Annotated in this window: 12 protein-coding genes and 2 pseudogenes; all 14 read left to right on the forward strand. The window is 54.9% G+C overall.

The annotated features are described in order from the left end of the window. The first annotated feature begins 350 nt into the window (after positions 1–350). The 14 genes and pseudogenes from mnmG (at position 351) to istB (ending at position 14,349) form a co-directional block, all read left to right on the forward strand. Entirely contained in the window at positions 351–2,240 is a 1,890-nt protein-coding gene (mnmG, locus tag SOPEG_RS00005) for a tRNA uridine-5-carboxymethylaminomethyl(34) synthesis enzyme MnmG (protein WP_025243820.1), read from the forward strand. A 17-nt stretch (positions 2,241–2,257) separates the two neighbouring features. Further along, complete coding sequence (rsmG, locus tag SOPEG_RS00010; RefSeq protein ID WP_025243821.1) at positions 2,258–2,878, forward strand: 16S rRNA (guanine(527)-N(7))-methyltransferase RsmG; 621 nt, start codon at positions 2,258–2,260, stop codon at positions 2,876–2,878. 631 nt (positions 2,879–3,509) lie between these two features. Next, entirely contained in the window at positions 3,510–3,884 is a 375-nt protein-coding gene (gene atpI / locus SOPEG_RS00015) for a F0F1 ATP synthase subunit I (protein ID WP_025243822.1), read from the forward strand. Positions 3,885–3,892: 8 nt separating this feature from the next. After that, positions 3,893–4,711 carry a F0F1 ATP synthase subunit A gene (gene atpB, locus SOPEG_RS00020; protein ID WP_038467949.1) on the forward strand — a complete coding sequence of 273 codons (819 nt, stop codon included), beginning with the start codon at positions 3,893–3,895 and terminating at the stop codon, positions 4,709–4,711. 49 nt (positions 4,712–4,760) lie between these two features. Further along, complete coding sequence (atpE, locus tag SOPEG_RS00025; RefSeq protein WP_000429386.1) at positions 4,761–5,000, forward strand: F0F1 ATP synthase subunit C; 240 nt, start codon at positions 4,761–4,763, stop codon at positions 4,998–5,000. 57 nt (positions 5,001–5,057) lie between these two features. After that, positions 5,058–5,528, forward strand: a complete 471-nt coding sequence (gene atpF / locus SOPEG_RS00030; protein WP_025243824.1) for a F0F1 ATP synthase subunit B — start codon at positions 5,058–5,060, stop codon at positions 5,526–5,528. Between the two features lie 13 nt (positions 5,529–5,541). Continuing rightward, positions 5,542–6,075, forward strand: coding sequence for a F0F1 ATP synthase subunit delta (atpH, locus tag SOPEG_RS00035; protein ID WP_025243825.1), 534 nt, complete (start codon positions 5,542–5,544; stop codon positions 6,073–6,075). 12 nt (positions 6,076–6,087) lie between these two features. After that, entirely contained in the window at positions 6,088–7,629 is a 1,542-nt protein-coding gene (gene atpA, locus SOPEG_RS00040) for a F0F1 ATP synthase subunit alpha (RefSeq protein WP_025243826.1), read from the forward strand. 50 nt (positions 7,630–7,679) lie between these two features. Next, a complete protein-coding gene (gene atpG, locus SOPEG_RS00045) occupies positions 7,680–8,543 on the forward strand; it encodes a F0F1 ATP synthase subunit gamma (RefSeq protein ID WP_025243827.1) in 864 nt (287 codons plus the stop codon). 26 nt (positions 8,544–8,569) lie between these two features. Beyond that, the gene (atpD, locus tag SOPEG_RS00050) at positions 8,570–9,952 is read left to right on the forward strand and encodes a F0F1 ATP synthase subunit beta (protein WP_025243828.1); all 1,383 of its coding nucleotides are present in this window, start codon (positions 8,570–8,572) and stop codon (positions 9,950–9,952) included. A gap of 20 nt (positions 9,953–9,972) precedes the next feature. Beyond that, positions 9,973–10,395, forward strand: a complete 423-nt coding sequence (locus SOPEG_RS00055; protein ID WP_025243829.1) for a F0F1 ATP synthase subunit epsilon — start codon at positions 9,973–9,975, stop codon at positions 10,393–10,395. A gap of 117 nt (positions 10,396–10,512) precedes the next feature. Beyond that, entirely contained in the window at positions 10,513–11,721 is a 1,209-nt protein-coding gene (locus tag SOPEG_RS00060; RefSeq protein ID WP_025243830.1) for an IS256-like element ISSoEn2 family transposase, read from the forward strand. 318 nt (positions 11,722–12,039) lie between these two features. After that, positions 12,040–13,589, forward strand: a pseudogene (istA, locus tag SOPEG_RS23660) (IS21 family transposase). An 11-nt stretch (positions 13,590–13,600) separates the two neighbouring features. Further along, positions 13,601–14,349: pseudogene (gene istB / locus SOPEG_RS00075) on the forward strand (IS21-like element ISSoEn3 family helper ATPase IstB). The last annotated feature ends 19 nt before the right edge of the window (positions 14,350–14,368 follow it).

Genomic DNA, 14,368 nt, shown 5'->3' on the forward strand with positions numbered 1-14,368 from the left:
ATAACTACGGTTAAAAACCACTGAAAACCGGTAGTTATCCAATGTATAACCCTAATCTTCGCCTATCCCTGTGGATAATAGCTTCAGGTGATCCCAGCTTATACTGGCCGGGATCACCGATCATTCACAGGCTCAGAGGATCGATAATCCCTTGTATAGGTTGATCAAAAATAGCTTATCCACAGAGGATCGCGATTCTAGTAGTAGACATAACAAGAGATCTTTAAATAAAAAGATTTTTCTTTAATTACCCGCTGATCTTCCGGGCTTGTATCCCGCCTAAACTTGAGTAGAATCCTCTTCCCCATGCCCCTTGACGATCCTTCGCTTTCACGTGAGGTGTTTTTACCATGTATTATCCCGATCATTTTGACGTTATCATCATTGGTGGCGGCCATGCCGGTACGGAAGCGGCAATGGCGTCGGCACGTATGGGATGCCAAACCCTGCTGCTGACGCATAACATTGATACGCTTGGACAAATGTCCTGTAACCCGGCGATCGGCGGTATCGGCAAGGGGAATTTGGTCAAGGAAATTGATGCGATGGGCGGTTTGATGGCGCAGGCCATCGATAAGGCCGGCATTCAGTTCAGGATACTAAACGCCAGTAAAGGGCCGGCGGTCAGGGCGACCCGCGCACAGGCGGATCGCGTGCTTTACCGTCAGGCGGTGCGCGGCGCGCTGGAGAACCAGCCTAACCTGATGATCTTCCAACAGGCGGTAGAGGATCTGATCGTGGATGGCGATCGGGTCGTCGGTGCCGTTACGCAAATGGGGCTGAAATTCCGCACCCGCGCCGTGGTGCTGACCGTGGGGACCTTCCTGGACGGCAAGATCCACATCGGCATGGATCACTACAGCGGCGGTCGGGCAGGGGATCCGCCGTCGATTTCTCTGTCGCGCCGTCTGCGCGAGCTGCCGTTCCGGGTGAACCGCCTGAAAACCGGTACGCCGCCGCGTATTGATGCGCGCAGTATTGATTTTTCGCAGCTGGCGACACAGCATGGCGACGATCCGCTACCCGTCTTCTCATTTTTGGGCTCGGCGGATCAGCATCTGCGCCAGATCCCCTGTTATATCACCTATACCAACGAGAAGACCCATGAGGTCATCCGCCAGAATCTGGATCGCAGCCCGATGTACGCCGGCATCATCGAAGGCGTCGGGCCGCGCTATTGCCCGTCCATTGAAGATAAGGTCATGCGTTTTGCCGATCGCGATGCCCACCAGATCTTCCTCGAGCCGGAAGGGTTGATCAGCAACGAAATTTATCCCAACGGCATCTCGACCAGCCTGCCGTTCGATGTACAAATGAAAATCGTCCACTCTATGCGGGGGTTGGAGAACGCGCGCATCGTGCGTCCGGGCTATGCGATCGAGTACGACTTTTTTGATCCGCGCGATCTCAAGCTGACGCTGGAAAGCAAATTGATCGCGGGGCTGTTCTTCGCCGGCCAGATCAACGGGACTACCGGATACGAAGAGGCCGCCGCCCAGGGCATGCTCGCCGGTCTGAACGCCGCCAGGCTTGCCACCGACAAAGAGGGCTGGTCGCCGCGGCGCGATCAGGCCTATCTGGGCGTGCTGGTGGATGATTTATGCACATTGGGCACCAAGGAGCCTTACCGTATGTTTACCTCTCGCGCCGAATACCGGCTGCTGTTGCGCGAAGATAACGCCGATCTTCGGCTGACGGAAATCGGCCGGCAGCTCGGTTTGGTGGATGAGGTGCGCTGGGCGCGCTTCTGCGCCAAGCAAGAACAGATCGCGCTGGAGCGTCAGCGTCTGCGCGATATCTGGGTGCATCCCGACAGCGAAGGCGTCGAACAGCTTAATCCGCTGCTTAAAGCGCCGCTGACGCGCGAAGCCAACGGGGAAGAGCTTCTGCGCCGCCCGGAGATGGATTATGCGCGGCTGACCGGCCTGGACCGCTTTGGTCCGGCGCTGACCGACGACCAGGCGGCGGAACAGGTCGGGATCCAGATCAAATACCAGGGCTACATCGCCCGTCAGCAGGAGGAGATCGCGCGCCAGATGCGCAATGAACATACCCTGCTGCCGGTGGATATGGATTTCAGCGCCGTATCGGGCCTGTCCAACGAAGTGATCGCCAAGCTAAACGATCATAAACCCAACTCTATCGGCCAGGCTTCACGGATATCCGGCGTCACGCCGGCGGCGATTTCCATCTTGCTGGTCTGGCTGAAAAAACAGGGGCTGCTGCGCCGCAGCGCCTGACAACGACTGAATCATTGATGCTTGAGACATTGGAGACCCTGCTTGGACAGGCGGACATGGCGCTGTCGGCGGCGCAAAAAAAGCAGTTGCTGGGCTATGTCGGGCTGCTACACAAATGGAACAAGGCCTACAACCTGACGTCGGTGCGTTCCCCTGAGCAGATGCTGGTTCGCCACATCATGGACAGTATCGTCGTCAATCCTCATTTGCGCGGTGACCGCTTCATCGACGTCGGCACCGGTCCGGGGCTGCCGGGCATTCCGCTGGCTATCGTGCGACCCGAGGCGCATTTCACTCTGCTGGACAGCCTGGGCAAGCGCATACGCTTTCTGCGCCAGGTACAGCATGAACTGGGGCTCGACAATGTCACGGCGGTGCAGAGCCGGGTAGAGAGCTTCACGCCGTCCGCAGGCTTTGACGGCGTCATAAGCCGCGCTTTCGCCTCTCACGGCGACATGCTGACCTGGTGCGCTGCGCTGCCGGCCAAAGAAAAAGGCCGATTTTATGCGCTGAAAGGTCAGCTTTCCGAGGCGGAGCTGACAGCGCTGCCGCCGGGCTTTCGGTTAGAATCGGTGATCGGGCTTCAGGTGCCTGGCCTGGAAGGCGAGCGGCATATTGTGGTGGTGGCGGCGAATTAAATTGCTTTTCGTCAACAAAAAGGCAAAAAGAACCGTCGCGCGCTTTATTAAATAAACCGCCGGCGGTAATTTAGCTGTCCCGATAATCATTTACCTCTCTTTTACATTTCGTTAGCAATTGAATCCCGCCGCTAAATAGTATCTATACTAATAGTAACTAAGATAAATATATGTAATAAAAAATTATAATCACATTACTAAACCGCGCGCCAATATGAACGCGCGAGACGTCTGAAGCGTAAGAGGTGCGTCCAAATAGAGCGATTTTATAAAAAATAATATTAAAGCAGTTATATATTATAAATAATAATTTTTTTTAAATGCTGCGATGGCTAAATTAACCGCCGGATCGCGCTTTTAAATCCGTCGTGGTGTGATCTTGTGCACAGTTTTACAGGCGATAATTGGTGAAGCGTTGGAAAGCTTTGCATGTTATGATTCCCGCGCTTTTGCGGTAAAAAGACGAAATCTGCATTCTTTAAATTATTGTTCACCTTTTCGCTACTTATCGATTGAATTCGTAGTACTGACCCGTATAATTTTCACGTTTTTCACCGCTTGACTGATCGCGGCAAAGGCAGTTTTACACACACTCAGCCGGAGTTGAGCGGGTAGGGAGAGTATCAAAGTCATGACCTTAGCCCTTTACGGCGGTAAAGTCGCTGGAAAGCTACTCTTTGCCCAGTTGATGACTTTGGTGCTGTTCAGCGTTCTGTTCGCTCTGCAAAGCCCCCGCGCCGCCGCATCAGCCGCGGGGGGCGGGCTGGCCGCCTGGTTGCCGAATGTCGTGTTCATGCTGTTCGCATGCCGTCATCAGGCCGCGGTCTCGGGTCGCATCGCCTGGTCGTTCTCCGTCGGCGAGGGGCTGAAAATGGCGGCGACCATCGCCTTGCTGGTCGTCGCGCTTGGGATGTTTAAGGCCGCGTTTGTCCCATTGGGACTGACCTATTTATCGGTGCTGATTGTGCAGATATTGGCACCGGCCGTAATTAACAACAAAGGGTAAGAGGCATCATGTCTGCATCAGGAGAAATCGCTACTCCACAGGAATACATAGGCCACCACCTGAACAACCTTCAGTTGGACCTGCGTACGTTTGAACTGGTTAATCCCCACTCGGCGGCGTCTTTCTGGGTCCTGAACATTGATTCCATGTTCTTCTCGCTGCTGCTGGGCGCGATTTTCCTGCTGATCTTTGACCGCATCGCTAAGGGTGCCACCAGCGGCGTCCCCGGGAAAATGCTGACCTTCGTCGAGCTGGTGGTCGGCTTTGTCGACGGCAGCGTGCGGGATATGTTCCACGGTAAAAGCAAACTCATTGCTCCGCTGGCGTTGACCATCTTCGTCTGGGTCTTTTTGATGAACCTGATGGATTTGCTGCCCATCGATCTGCTGCCCTATCTCGGCGAGCACGTGCTGGGCTTGCCGGCGCTGCGTGTGGTGCCCTCGGCTGACGTTAACATTACGCTGTCGATGGCGCTCGGCGTATTTATCCTCATCCTGTATTACAGCGTGACGATGAAAGGGATCGGCGGCTTTGTCAAAGAGCTTACCCTGCAGCCGTTCAATCACCCGATTTTCATTCCCGTCAACCTGATTCTCGAAGGCGTCAGCCTGCTGTCCAAGCCAGTGTCGCTGGGCCTTCGGTTGTTTGGCAACATGTATGCAGGTGAGTTGATCTTCATCCTGATTGCTGGTCTGTTACCGTGGTGGTCGCAATGGATTCTGAATGTGCCCTGGGCCATTTTCCATATCCTGATTATTACGCTGCAAGCCTTTATCTTCATGGTCCTGACGATTGTCTATCTCGCGATGGCATCTGAAGAACATTGATTTTTATAACTTTAATATTGCGTTTAACTGAAACAAACTGGAGACTGTCATGGAAAACCTGAATATGGATCTGCTGTACATGGCTGCCGCTGTGATGATGGGTCTGGCGGCAATCGGTGCTGCGATCGGTATCGGCATCCTGGGTGGTAAATTTTTGGAAGGCGCCGCGCGTCAGCCTGATCTGATCCCTCTGCTGCGCACGCAGTTCTTTATCGTTATGGGTCTGGTTGACGCCATCCCCATGATCGCCGTGGGCCTGGGCCTGTACGTGATGTTCGCCGTAGCCTAGTGTTAAACGCCAAGCTAACCAACATTGAACCGTTAACTTTACAAGAGGCATTGTGCTGTGAATCTTAACGCAACAATCCTCGGCCAGGCCATCGCGTTTGTCCTGTTTGTGCTGTTCTGCATGAAGTATGTGTGGCCGCCGTTAATGGCCGCCATCGAGAAGCGTCAGAAAGAAATTGCTGACGGTCTGGCTTCCGCGGAACGCGCAAAAAAAGATCTGGACATCGCCCAGGCCGAAGCAACTGATCATTTGAAGCAAGCGAAGGTGGAAGCCCAGGCTATCATCGAACAGGCCAACAAGCGTAAAGCGCAAGTGGTTGATGAAGCCAAAGCCGAAGCGGAAGCGGAACGCAACAAAATCCTGGCACAGGTGCAGGCGGAAATTGACGCCGAACGCAAGCGCGCCCGCGAGGAGTTGCGCAAGCAGGTCGCTATGCTGGCTTTGGCGGGTGCCGAGAAGATCATCGAACGTTCCGTGGATGAAGCTGCCAACAGCGACATCGTCGATAAAATTGTCGCTGAACTGTAAGGAGGGAGGGCCGATGTCTGAACTGGTAACTGTAGCTCGCTCCTACGCCAAAGCGGCTTTTGACTTTGCTGTCGAGCACCAGGACGTGGCGCACTGGCAGTTGATGCTGGCGTTCTCTGCCGAGGTGAGCCGCAATGAGCGGATAGCCAAACTGCTCTCGGGCGCCGTTGCGCCCGAAAAGCTGGCGCAAACGTTTATCGCGGTCTGTGGCGAGGCGCTTGATGCCTCCGGTCAGAACCTGATTCGGGTCATGGCGGAAAACGGGCGTCTGGCGGTTCTGCCCGACGTGCTGGAGCAGTTCATTCTTCTGCGCGCGGCGCAGGAGGCGACTGTGGAAGTGGATGTCATTTCCGCCAGCACGTTGAAAGAAGAGCAACTGGCAAAAATTAGTGCCGCGATGGAGCAACGTCTGTCACGCAAAGTTAAGCTGAATTGCAAAATTGATAAGTCTGTCGTGGCCGGCGTCGTGATACGCGCGGGCGATATGGTGATAGACGGCAGCGTACGCGGTCGTCTGGAGCGCCTGGCAGACGTCTTGCAGTCTTAAGGGGACTGGAGCATGCAACTGAATTCCACCGAAATCAGCGAACTGATCAAGCAGCGCATTGCTCAGTTCAATGTAGTGAGCGAAGCTCACAATGAAGGTACCATCGTTTCCGTCAGCGATGGGATCATCCGCGTACACGGCCTGGCCGAAGTCATGCAGGGTGAAATGATCGCGCTGCCCGGCAACCGTTTCGCCATCGCCCTGAACCTGGAACGCGACTCCGTCGGCGCCGTGGTCATGGGGCCGTATGCGGATCTGGCCGAAGGCACGAAAGTCAAATACACCGGGCGTATTCTGGAAGTGCCGGTCGGCCGTGGCTTGCTTGGCCGCGTGGTCAATACCCTAGGTGCGCCCATCGACGGTAAAGGCCCGTTGGAGCACGACGGCTTCTCCGCCGTTGAAGCCATTGCGCCGGGCGTTATCGAACGTCAGTCGGTCGATGAACCGGTACAGACCGGTTATAAATCCGTCGACGCCATGATTCCTATCGGCCGCGGTCAGCGCGAGCTGATTATCGGCGACCGTCAGACCGGGAAATCGGCGCTGGCCATCGACGCCATCATCAACCAGCGCGACAGCGGCATCAAATGTATCTATGTCGCCATCGGCCAGAAAGCGTCCACTATTGCCAACGTGGTGCGTAAGCTGGAAGAGCACGGCGCGGTGGCGAACACCATCGTGGTAGTCGCCACCGCATCCGAATCCGCCGCATTGCAGTATCTGGCGCCGTATGCCGGTTGCGCCATGGGCGAATACTTCCGCGATCGCGGCGAAGACGCGCTGATCATTTATGATGATCTTTCCAAGCAGGCCGTGGCGTATCGCCAAATCTCCCTGCTGCTCCGCCGTCCGCCCGGCCGTGAAGCCTATCCCGGCGACGTGTTCTACCTGCACTCCCGTTTGCTGGAGCGCGCTTCCCGCGTTAACGCGGAATACGTTGAAAACTATACCAAGGGCGAAGTGAAGGGCAAAACCGGTTCGTTAACCGCGCTGCCTATCATCGAAACCCAGGCAGGTGACGTTTCCGCCTTCGTTCCGACCAACGTGATTTCCATCACTGATGGTCAGATCTTCCTGGAATCGAACCTGTTCAACGCCGGTATCCGTCCCGCCGTTAACCCGGGGATCTCGGTTTCCCGCGTCGGCGGTGCCGCCCAAACCAAGATCATGAAAAAACTGTCCGGCGGTATCCGTACCGCGCTGGCGCAGTATCGTGAATTGGCCGCTTTCTCCCAGTTCGCCTCCGATCTGGATGACGCGACCCGCAAGCAGCTGAATCACAGTCAGAAAGTGACCGAACTGCTGAAGCAGAAACAGTATGCGCCGATGTCGGTCGCCCAGCAGGCGCTGGTGCTGTTCGCGGCAGAACGCGGTTATCTGGAAGATGTCGAGCTGGAGAAAATCGGCGATTTTGAAGCCGCGCTAATGGCCTACGTGGACCGCGAGCAGGGCGAATTGATGCAACAAATCAACCAGACCGGCGCTTATAACGATGATATCGAAGGCAAGCTGAAAGGCATTCTCGATACCTTCAAGGCAACCCAGTCCTGGTAACGCGCTATGGCCTGCTCCGGCAGGCCATAAAGCAATGAGGAGAAGCAGAAATGGCCGACGCAAAAGAGATAAGTAGTAAGATTGCAAGCGTCCAGAATACGCAAAAGATCACCAAAGCGATGGAAATGGTCGCCGCCTCCAAAATGGGTAAAACTCAGGAACGCATGGCGTCCAGCCGTCCTTATGCAGAAACGATGCGCAAAGTGATTGGTCACCTTGCACTGGGTAATCTGGAATACAAACACCCCTACCTGGACGAGCGCGACGTAAAGCGCGTGGGTTACCTGGTGGTGGCAACCGACCGCGGTCTGGCGGGCGGCCTGAACATTAATTTGTTCAAAAAGCTGCTGGCGGACATGAAAGAGTGGAACGAGAAAGGCGTGGAAACCGAACTAGCGCTGATTGGCTCCAAGGCGGTGTCTTTCTTCAATTCGGTCGGTAGCAAAGTGGTTGCTCAGGTGACGGGCATGGGGGACAACCCCACGCTGTCTGAATTGATCGGGCCGGTAAAGGTTATGCTACAGGCCTATGACGAAGGCCGCCTGGACAAGCTCTATATTGTCAGCAACAAATTTGTCAATACCATGTCCCAGGTGCCGCAGATTCTGCAAATCCTGCCTCTGCCGCCAGCGGAAGAAGCGGATTTAAAGACCAAATCCTGGGATTATCTGTATGAACCCGATCCCAAAACGCTGCTGGATACCCTGCTGCGTCGTTATGTGGAATCGCAGGTTTATCAGGGCGTCGTTGAAAACCTGGCCAGCGAACAGGCCGCGCGTATGGTAGCGATGAAAGCCGCAACGGACAACGGCGGCAGCCTGATTAAAGAGCTGCAACTTGTTTACAATAAGGCTCGACAGACCAGCATCACTCAGGAACTCACCGAAATCGTCTCGGGAGCCGCCGCGGTTTAGGTTACGAATTACGTAGAGGATTCAAGATGGCTACTGGAAATGTTATCCAGGTTATCGGCGCCGTGGTCGACGTCGAGTTCCCGCAAGACGCCGTACCCAAGGTGTACAACGCGCTTGAAGTGGAAAACGGCGCCGCGAAATTGGTGCTGGAAGTAGAACAACAGCTGGGCGGCGGCGTCGTCCGCTGCATCGCGATGGGCTCCTCCGACGGTTTGCGTCGCGGCCTGAAAGTGACCGATCTCGAACGCGCGATTGAAGTGCCAGTGGGTAAAGCTACCCTGGGCCGCATCATGAACGTGCTGGGCGAGCCGGTCGACATGAAGGGCGATATCGGCGAGGAAGAACGCTGGTCTATTCACCGCCCGGCGCCGAGCTATGAAGAGCTGGCCAGTTCCCAGGATTTGCTGGAAACCGGTATCAAGGTTATCGACCTGATGTGTCCGTTCGCCAAGGGCGGTAAAGTCGGCCTGTTCGGCGGCGCCGGCGTGGGCAAGACCGTTAACATGATGGAGCTTATCCGCAACATCGCTATCGAACACTCCGGTTATTCCGTGTTCGCCGGCGTGGGTGAACGTACCCGTGAAGGTAATGACTTCTATCATGAAATGACCGACTCCAACGTTATCGATAAGGTTTCACTGGTGTATGGCCAGATGAACGAGCCGCCGGGCAACCGTCTGCGCGTGGCGCTGACCGGCCTGACCATGGCGGAGAAATTCCGTGATGAGGGTCGTGACGTTCTGCTGTTCATCGACAACATCTACCGTTATACCCTGGCCGGGACCGAAGTGTCCGCGCTGCTTGGCCGTATGCCGTCCGCGGTAGGCTACCAGCCGACGCTGGCGGAGGAAATGGGCGTGTTGCAGGAGCGTATCACTTCCACCAAAACCGGGTCTATCACCTCGGTGCAGGCAGTCTACGTCCCCGCGGATGACTTGACCGACCCGTCGCCGGCGACCACCTTCGCCCACCTTGACGCAACCGTGGTTCTGAGCCGTCAAATCGCCTCTCTGGGGATTTACCCGGCGGTTGACCCGCTCGACTCCACCAGCCGTCAGCTGGATCCGTTAGTGGTAGGCCAGGAGCATTATGATGTGGCGCGCGGCGTGCAGTCCATTCTCCAGCGCTATCAGGAGCTGAAAGACATCATCGCTATCCTCGGCATGGACGAGCTGTCCGAAGATGACAAGCTGGTGGTATCGCGCGCGCGTAAGATTCAGCGCTTCCTGTCCCAGCCGTTCTTCGTGGCGGAAGTGTTCACCGGCTCGCCCGGTAAGTACGTGGCGCTGAAAGACACGATCCGTGGCTTTAAAGGCATCATGGACGGTGAATACGATCATCTGCCGGAACGGGCGTTCTACATGGTGGGTTCCATCGACGAAGCCGTGGAAAAAGGCAAGAAACTGTAACGCCTTGATAGGAGGGTGATATGGCTGCAAAAACTTACTATCTGGATGTGGTCAGCGCCGAAAAACAGATGTTTTCCGGGCTGGTTGAGAAAATCCAGATGACGGGTAGCGGGGGCGAATTGGGGATTTTCCCCGGTCACGCGCCGCTGCTCACCGCCATTAAGCCCGGTATGGTGCGTATCGTTAAAGAGCACGGCAACGAAGAGTATATCTACTTGTCCGGTGGTGTACTCGAAGTGCAGCCCAGTACGGTAACCGTACTGGCCGATGCCGCCATTCGCGGCAAGGATCTTGACGAAGCGAGGGCGATGGAGTCCAAGCGCAAGGCGGAAGAGCATATCAATAACTCCCACGGTGATATTGATTATGCCCAGGCGTCGGCCGAGCTCTCCAAAGCGCTGGCGAAACTGCGGGTCATCGAACTGACCAAAAAAGTGATGTAATCAATAGTGAATCATGAAAGGCTGGTCGCGATGACCGGCTTTTTTGAGCCTGTTTAGAAATTTGTGTATTTGCCTGATTTTGATATGTTCAATCCAACATCAAAAACAGGTTAATTTATGGACGAAAAACAGTTGCAGGCTCTGGCTAACGAACTGGCCAAAAATCTCAAAACCCCTGAAGATCTCAGTCACTTCGATCGGCTGCTGAAAAAAATTAGCGTCGAAGCAGCTCTCAATGCCGAAATGACCCATCACCTCGGCTACGATAAAAATCAGCCTAAACCGGGGACCAACGCCCGCAACGGATATTCCACAAAAACCGTTATCACTGGCGATGGCCCGCTGGCGCTGCGTACTCCGCGCGATCGTGACGGTTCCTTTGAACCGCAACTGGTGAAGAAGAACCAGACCCGGATTACCGGGATGGATAACCAGATTTTATCGTTGTACGCCAAAGGGATGACCACCCGCGAGATCGCCGCCGCGTTCAAAGAGCTGTATGACGCCGATGTCTCGCCGGCGCTGGTCTCAAAGGTCACCGATGCGGTCATGGAGCAGGTTGTCGAATGGCAAAACCGGCCTCTGGATGCAGTCTATCCCATTGTTTATCTTGACTGTATCGTTCTAAAAGTCCGGCAGGACAGCCGCATCATCAACAAATCTGTGTTCCTGGCGCTGGGCATCAACATCGAAGGCCAGAAAGAGTTGCTAGGTATGTGGCTGGCCGAAAATGAAGGCGCAAAGTTCTGGCTGAACGTGCTGACAGAGCTGAAAAACCGCGGCCTGAACGATATCCTTATCGCCTGCGTAGACGGGCTGAAAGGTTTCCCTGACGCTATTAACGCGGTGTATCCGGAGGCGCGGCTCCAGCTGTGTATCGTACATATGGTGCGCAACAGCCTGCGGTTCGTCTCCTGGAAGGACTACAAGGCCGTCACCCGCGACCTGAAAGCTATCTATCAGGCCCCTACGAAAGAAGCCGGCTTGCAGGCGCTGGAAGCGTTCTCCAGTGCCTGGGACATCCGCTACCCGCAAATAAGTCGAAGCTGGCAGACAAACTGGGCCAATCTGGCCACGTTCTTTGCCTACCCAACGGACATCCGCAAGGTGATCTACACGACCAACGCCATCGAGTCGTTAAACAGCGTGATCCGGCATGCCATCAAAAAGCGCAAGGTGTTCCCGACCGACGACGCAGTGAAAAAGGTGGTGTGGCTGGCGATACAGGCGGCCTCACAGAAATGGACAATGCCTTTGAGGGACTGGCGCATGGCAATGAGCCGCTTTATTATCGAGTTCGGTGACCGCCTGGACGGTCACTTCTGAGAAAAGGCATTTACACAGAATCGTGTACAGGGTCGCTTTTTTTTATCTTTTTAATTAAGTCGCGGAATATTCACCGGCCTATGTGGGCAATTTCAGGTCCGCGTCGCTGAAAAAAACACCAGTTACGCCGCCATTTTCCTTTCTGGCAACACAATTGCTAGTTCCGGTCACATCCGATCACTGATTCCGATTTCACCCGATCACTAATTCTGATTTCATCCGATCACTGATTCCGGTCGCCCGATCAGCGATTCCGATTCTGTCCGATCGCTCATCTTCTGTTCCGCCATACTCTGGATACTTTTAGCTTCCGGGGGCATGGCACGTAAAAAGAAGAAAGCGAGAACGGAAATGTGCATTTATATTAATGTGTTACGTATGAAATTCGAGCCGCGTCGCTCGAATCGCACTATCGCAGCAGCGCTCGGCATAGGCTGTACTACCGTGCACGATATCCTCGGCCGATTCACGGTAGCTAACCTGGTCTGGCCATTGCCGGCGGAACTGTCCCCCGTCGACCTCGACCGCCTGCTCTATCCCGGCAAATCCGGAAAAGTTATCAATACATTACCCAGCTGGCTTGATATCGATACCGAGTTAAGCCGCAAGGGCATGACCAAGCAGCTGCTCTGGATGGAATATCAGTCCGCCGTGGGCGGTGATGCCCTCGGTTACTCACAGTTTTGTGCACTGTTCTGTGACTGGAAAAAGAAGCAGCGGCGTTCTATGCGCATGGAGCACAAGGCTGGCGAAAAGCTCTTCATCGACTTCTGTGGCCCCACCGTACCTATCGTCAACCCTGCGACCGGTAGCGTACGCCAGGTCGCTATCTTCGTCGCTGCCATGGGCGTGTCAGGCTATGCGTATATCGAAGCCTGCGAAGGGCAGGACATGGCATCGTGGCTCAACGCCAATAGCCGCTGTCTGCACTTCATGGGTGGGGTTCCGGAGCTGATGATACCTGATAATCTGCGCAGCGCTGTCAGCACCCCTGACCGCTATGAGCCGGTCATAAACCAGAGCTACCAGGCGCTGGCAAATCACTATGAGACAGTGGTGCTACCGGCGCGCCCGAGAAAACCGAAAGACTAGGCGAAGGCAGAATCAACTGTGCAGCTGGTAGAACGCTGGATTTTGGCCCGGTTGCGTAAACGTAGGTTCTACTCGCTGGCCGAACTCAACCAGGTGATACGAGAACTCAATCATGAGTTGAATCTGCGCCCGATGCGTCATTACGGCGGACAAAGTCGCCTTGAACGCTTCGAGCAGCTGGACAAACCGGCTCTTGGGCCTCTACCGCCCACACAATGGGAATACAGTGAGTATTTCGTTGCCCGAGTGGGACCTGATTACCACATAGACTACGGCAAAAACTGGTACTCGGTGCCGCATCCGCTGGTTGGCGAGCGCGTTGACGTCATCGCCACCCAACGGCTGGTGCAAATCCACCATAAGGGCGTCTGCGTGGCTACGCACCCTCGCAGCGATAACGCCTATAGGCACACGACTCAGGCGGCGCACATGCCGGCTAACCATAAGGGGCAGAGTCAGTGGACGCCGGAAAGGCTGTACAGTTGGGCTCTGTCGGTGGGTGTGTGCACACTGAAGTGGTCGAGTCCATCCAAAAGAGCAAAGCCCATCCGGAGCAGGCTTACCGCTCCGTGCTGGGGCTACTCAATCTGCAACGGCGCTATGAGACGACGCGACTGGAGAAGGCCTGCGCGCTGGCGTTGGAGAAAGGGTGCATTAACCGCTCTTTCATAGCCAACGTATTGAAACACGGCCGTGAAAGTGAGGTCACCCAGGACGGAGCCGGAGTATCAATGCTGGTTCACGAAAACCTCCGAGGTCCGGACAGTTATCACTAAGGAGAATAAATATGGATACACTGTTAATGGCTCTGCGAGAGCTGAAGTTGTCGGCAATGGTCCAGGCGTTGGAGACGCAACGCGAACTCCCGGGGAGTTATGGGGAGCTGGGGTTCGAGGAGCGGTTGTCGCTGATGGTAGAAGCGGAAAATTTGCATAAAAAAACAACCACATATGCCGTCTTCGACGGCAATCGCAAATGCGCTTGCAGGCAAAACCGGAAGATATCCGCTATATCCCTAGCCGAGGAGTGACACCGGAACAGATGCGAGATCTGCTAGGGGGACAATATCTGAAATATCAGAAAAGCATACTCATCACGGGGCCGACAGGTACGGGCAAAACCTGGCTCAGTTGTGCGCTTGGTGAGCAGGCATGCCGGCAGCAATATAGCGTGCGTTACTGGCGAGTGGGTCGGTTGCTGGCCCATCTTCACCAGTGTCAGGTAGACGGGACCTATCTAAAACAGCTTAATCAGTTAGAAAAAATAGAGTTACTGATCTTGGACGAAGTGGGCCTAGAATCAATAAGTCCGATGCAGGCAACGATACTGTTGGAGGTGATGGAAGATCGCTACGACAAAAGCAGCAGCATCCTGATCAGTCAACTGCCGGTGAAAAAATGGTATGGACTGATAGAAAACCCCACGACAGCTGACGCGTTACTCGATCGGTTAGTACACCCTAGCTATAGACTGGAACTTAAAGGCGAATCACTACGCAAAGAGCAAGGAGTAGCCAGCACAGGAAAAATAGACTAAACCCGAGTCAGAAGATGAG

Source organism: Candidatus Sodalis pierantonius str. SOPE (genome assembly GCF_000517405.1).
Classification (GTDB): domain Bacteria; phylum Pseudomonadota; class Gammaproteobacteria; order Enterobacterales; family Enterobacteriaceae; genus Sodalis_C; species Sodalis_C pierantonii.

Coding starts and splice junctions, on each gene's coding strand:
- atpH (WP_025243825.1), top strand. CDS start 5,542: ATGTCTGAACTGGTAACTGTAGCTCGCTCCTACGCCAAAGCGGCTTTT.
- atpA (WP_025243826.1), top strand. CDS start 6,088: ATGCAACTGAATTCCACCGAAATCAGCGAACTGATCAAGCAGCGCATT.
- atpG (WP_025243827.1), top strand. CDS start 7,680: ATGGCCGACGCAAAAGAGATAAGTAGTAAGATTGCAAGCGTCCAGAAT.
- SOPEG_RS00055 (WP_025243829.1), top strand. CDS start 9,973: ATGGCTGCAAAAACTTACTATCTGGATGTGGTCAGCGCCGAAAAACAG.
- atpI (WP_025243822.1), top strand. CDS start 3,510: ATGACCTTAGCCCTTTACGGCGGTAAAGTCGCTGGAAAGCTACTCTTT.
- atpE (WP_000429386.1), top strand. CDS start 4,761: ATGGAAAACCTGAATATGGATCTGCTGTACATGGCTGCCGCTGTGATG.
- rsmG (WP_025243821.1), top strand. CDS start 2,258: ATGCTTGAGACATTGGAGACCCTGCTTGGACAGGCGGACATGGCGCTG.
- atpB (WP_038467949.1), top strand. CDS start 3,893: ATGTCTGCATCAGGAGAAATCGCTACTCCACAGGAATACATAGGCCAC.
- mnmG (WP_025243820.1), top strand. CDS start 351: ATGTATTATCCCGATCATTTTGACGTTATCATCATTGGTGGCGGCCAT.
- atpD (WP_025243828.1), top strand. CDS start 8,570: ATGGCTACTGGAAATGTTATCCAGGTTATCGGCGCCGTGGTCGACGTC.
- SOPEG_RS00060 (WP_025243830.1), top strand. CDS start 10,513: ATGGACGAAAAACAGTTGCAGGCTCTGGCTAACGAACTGGCCAAAAAT.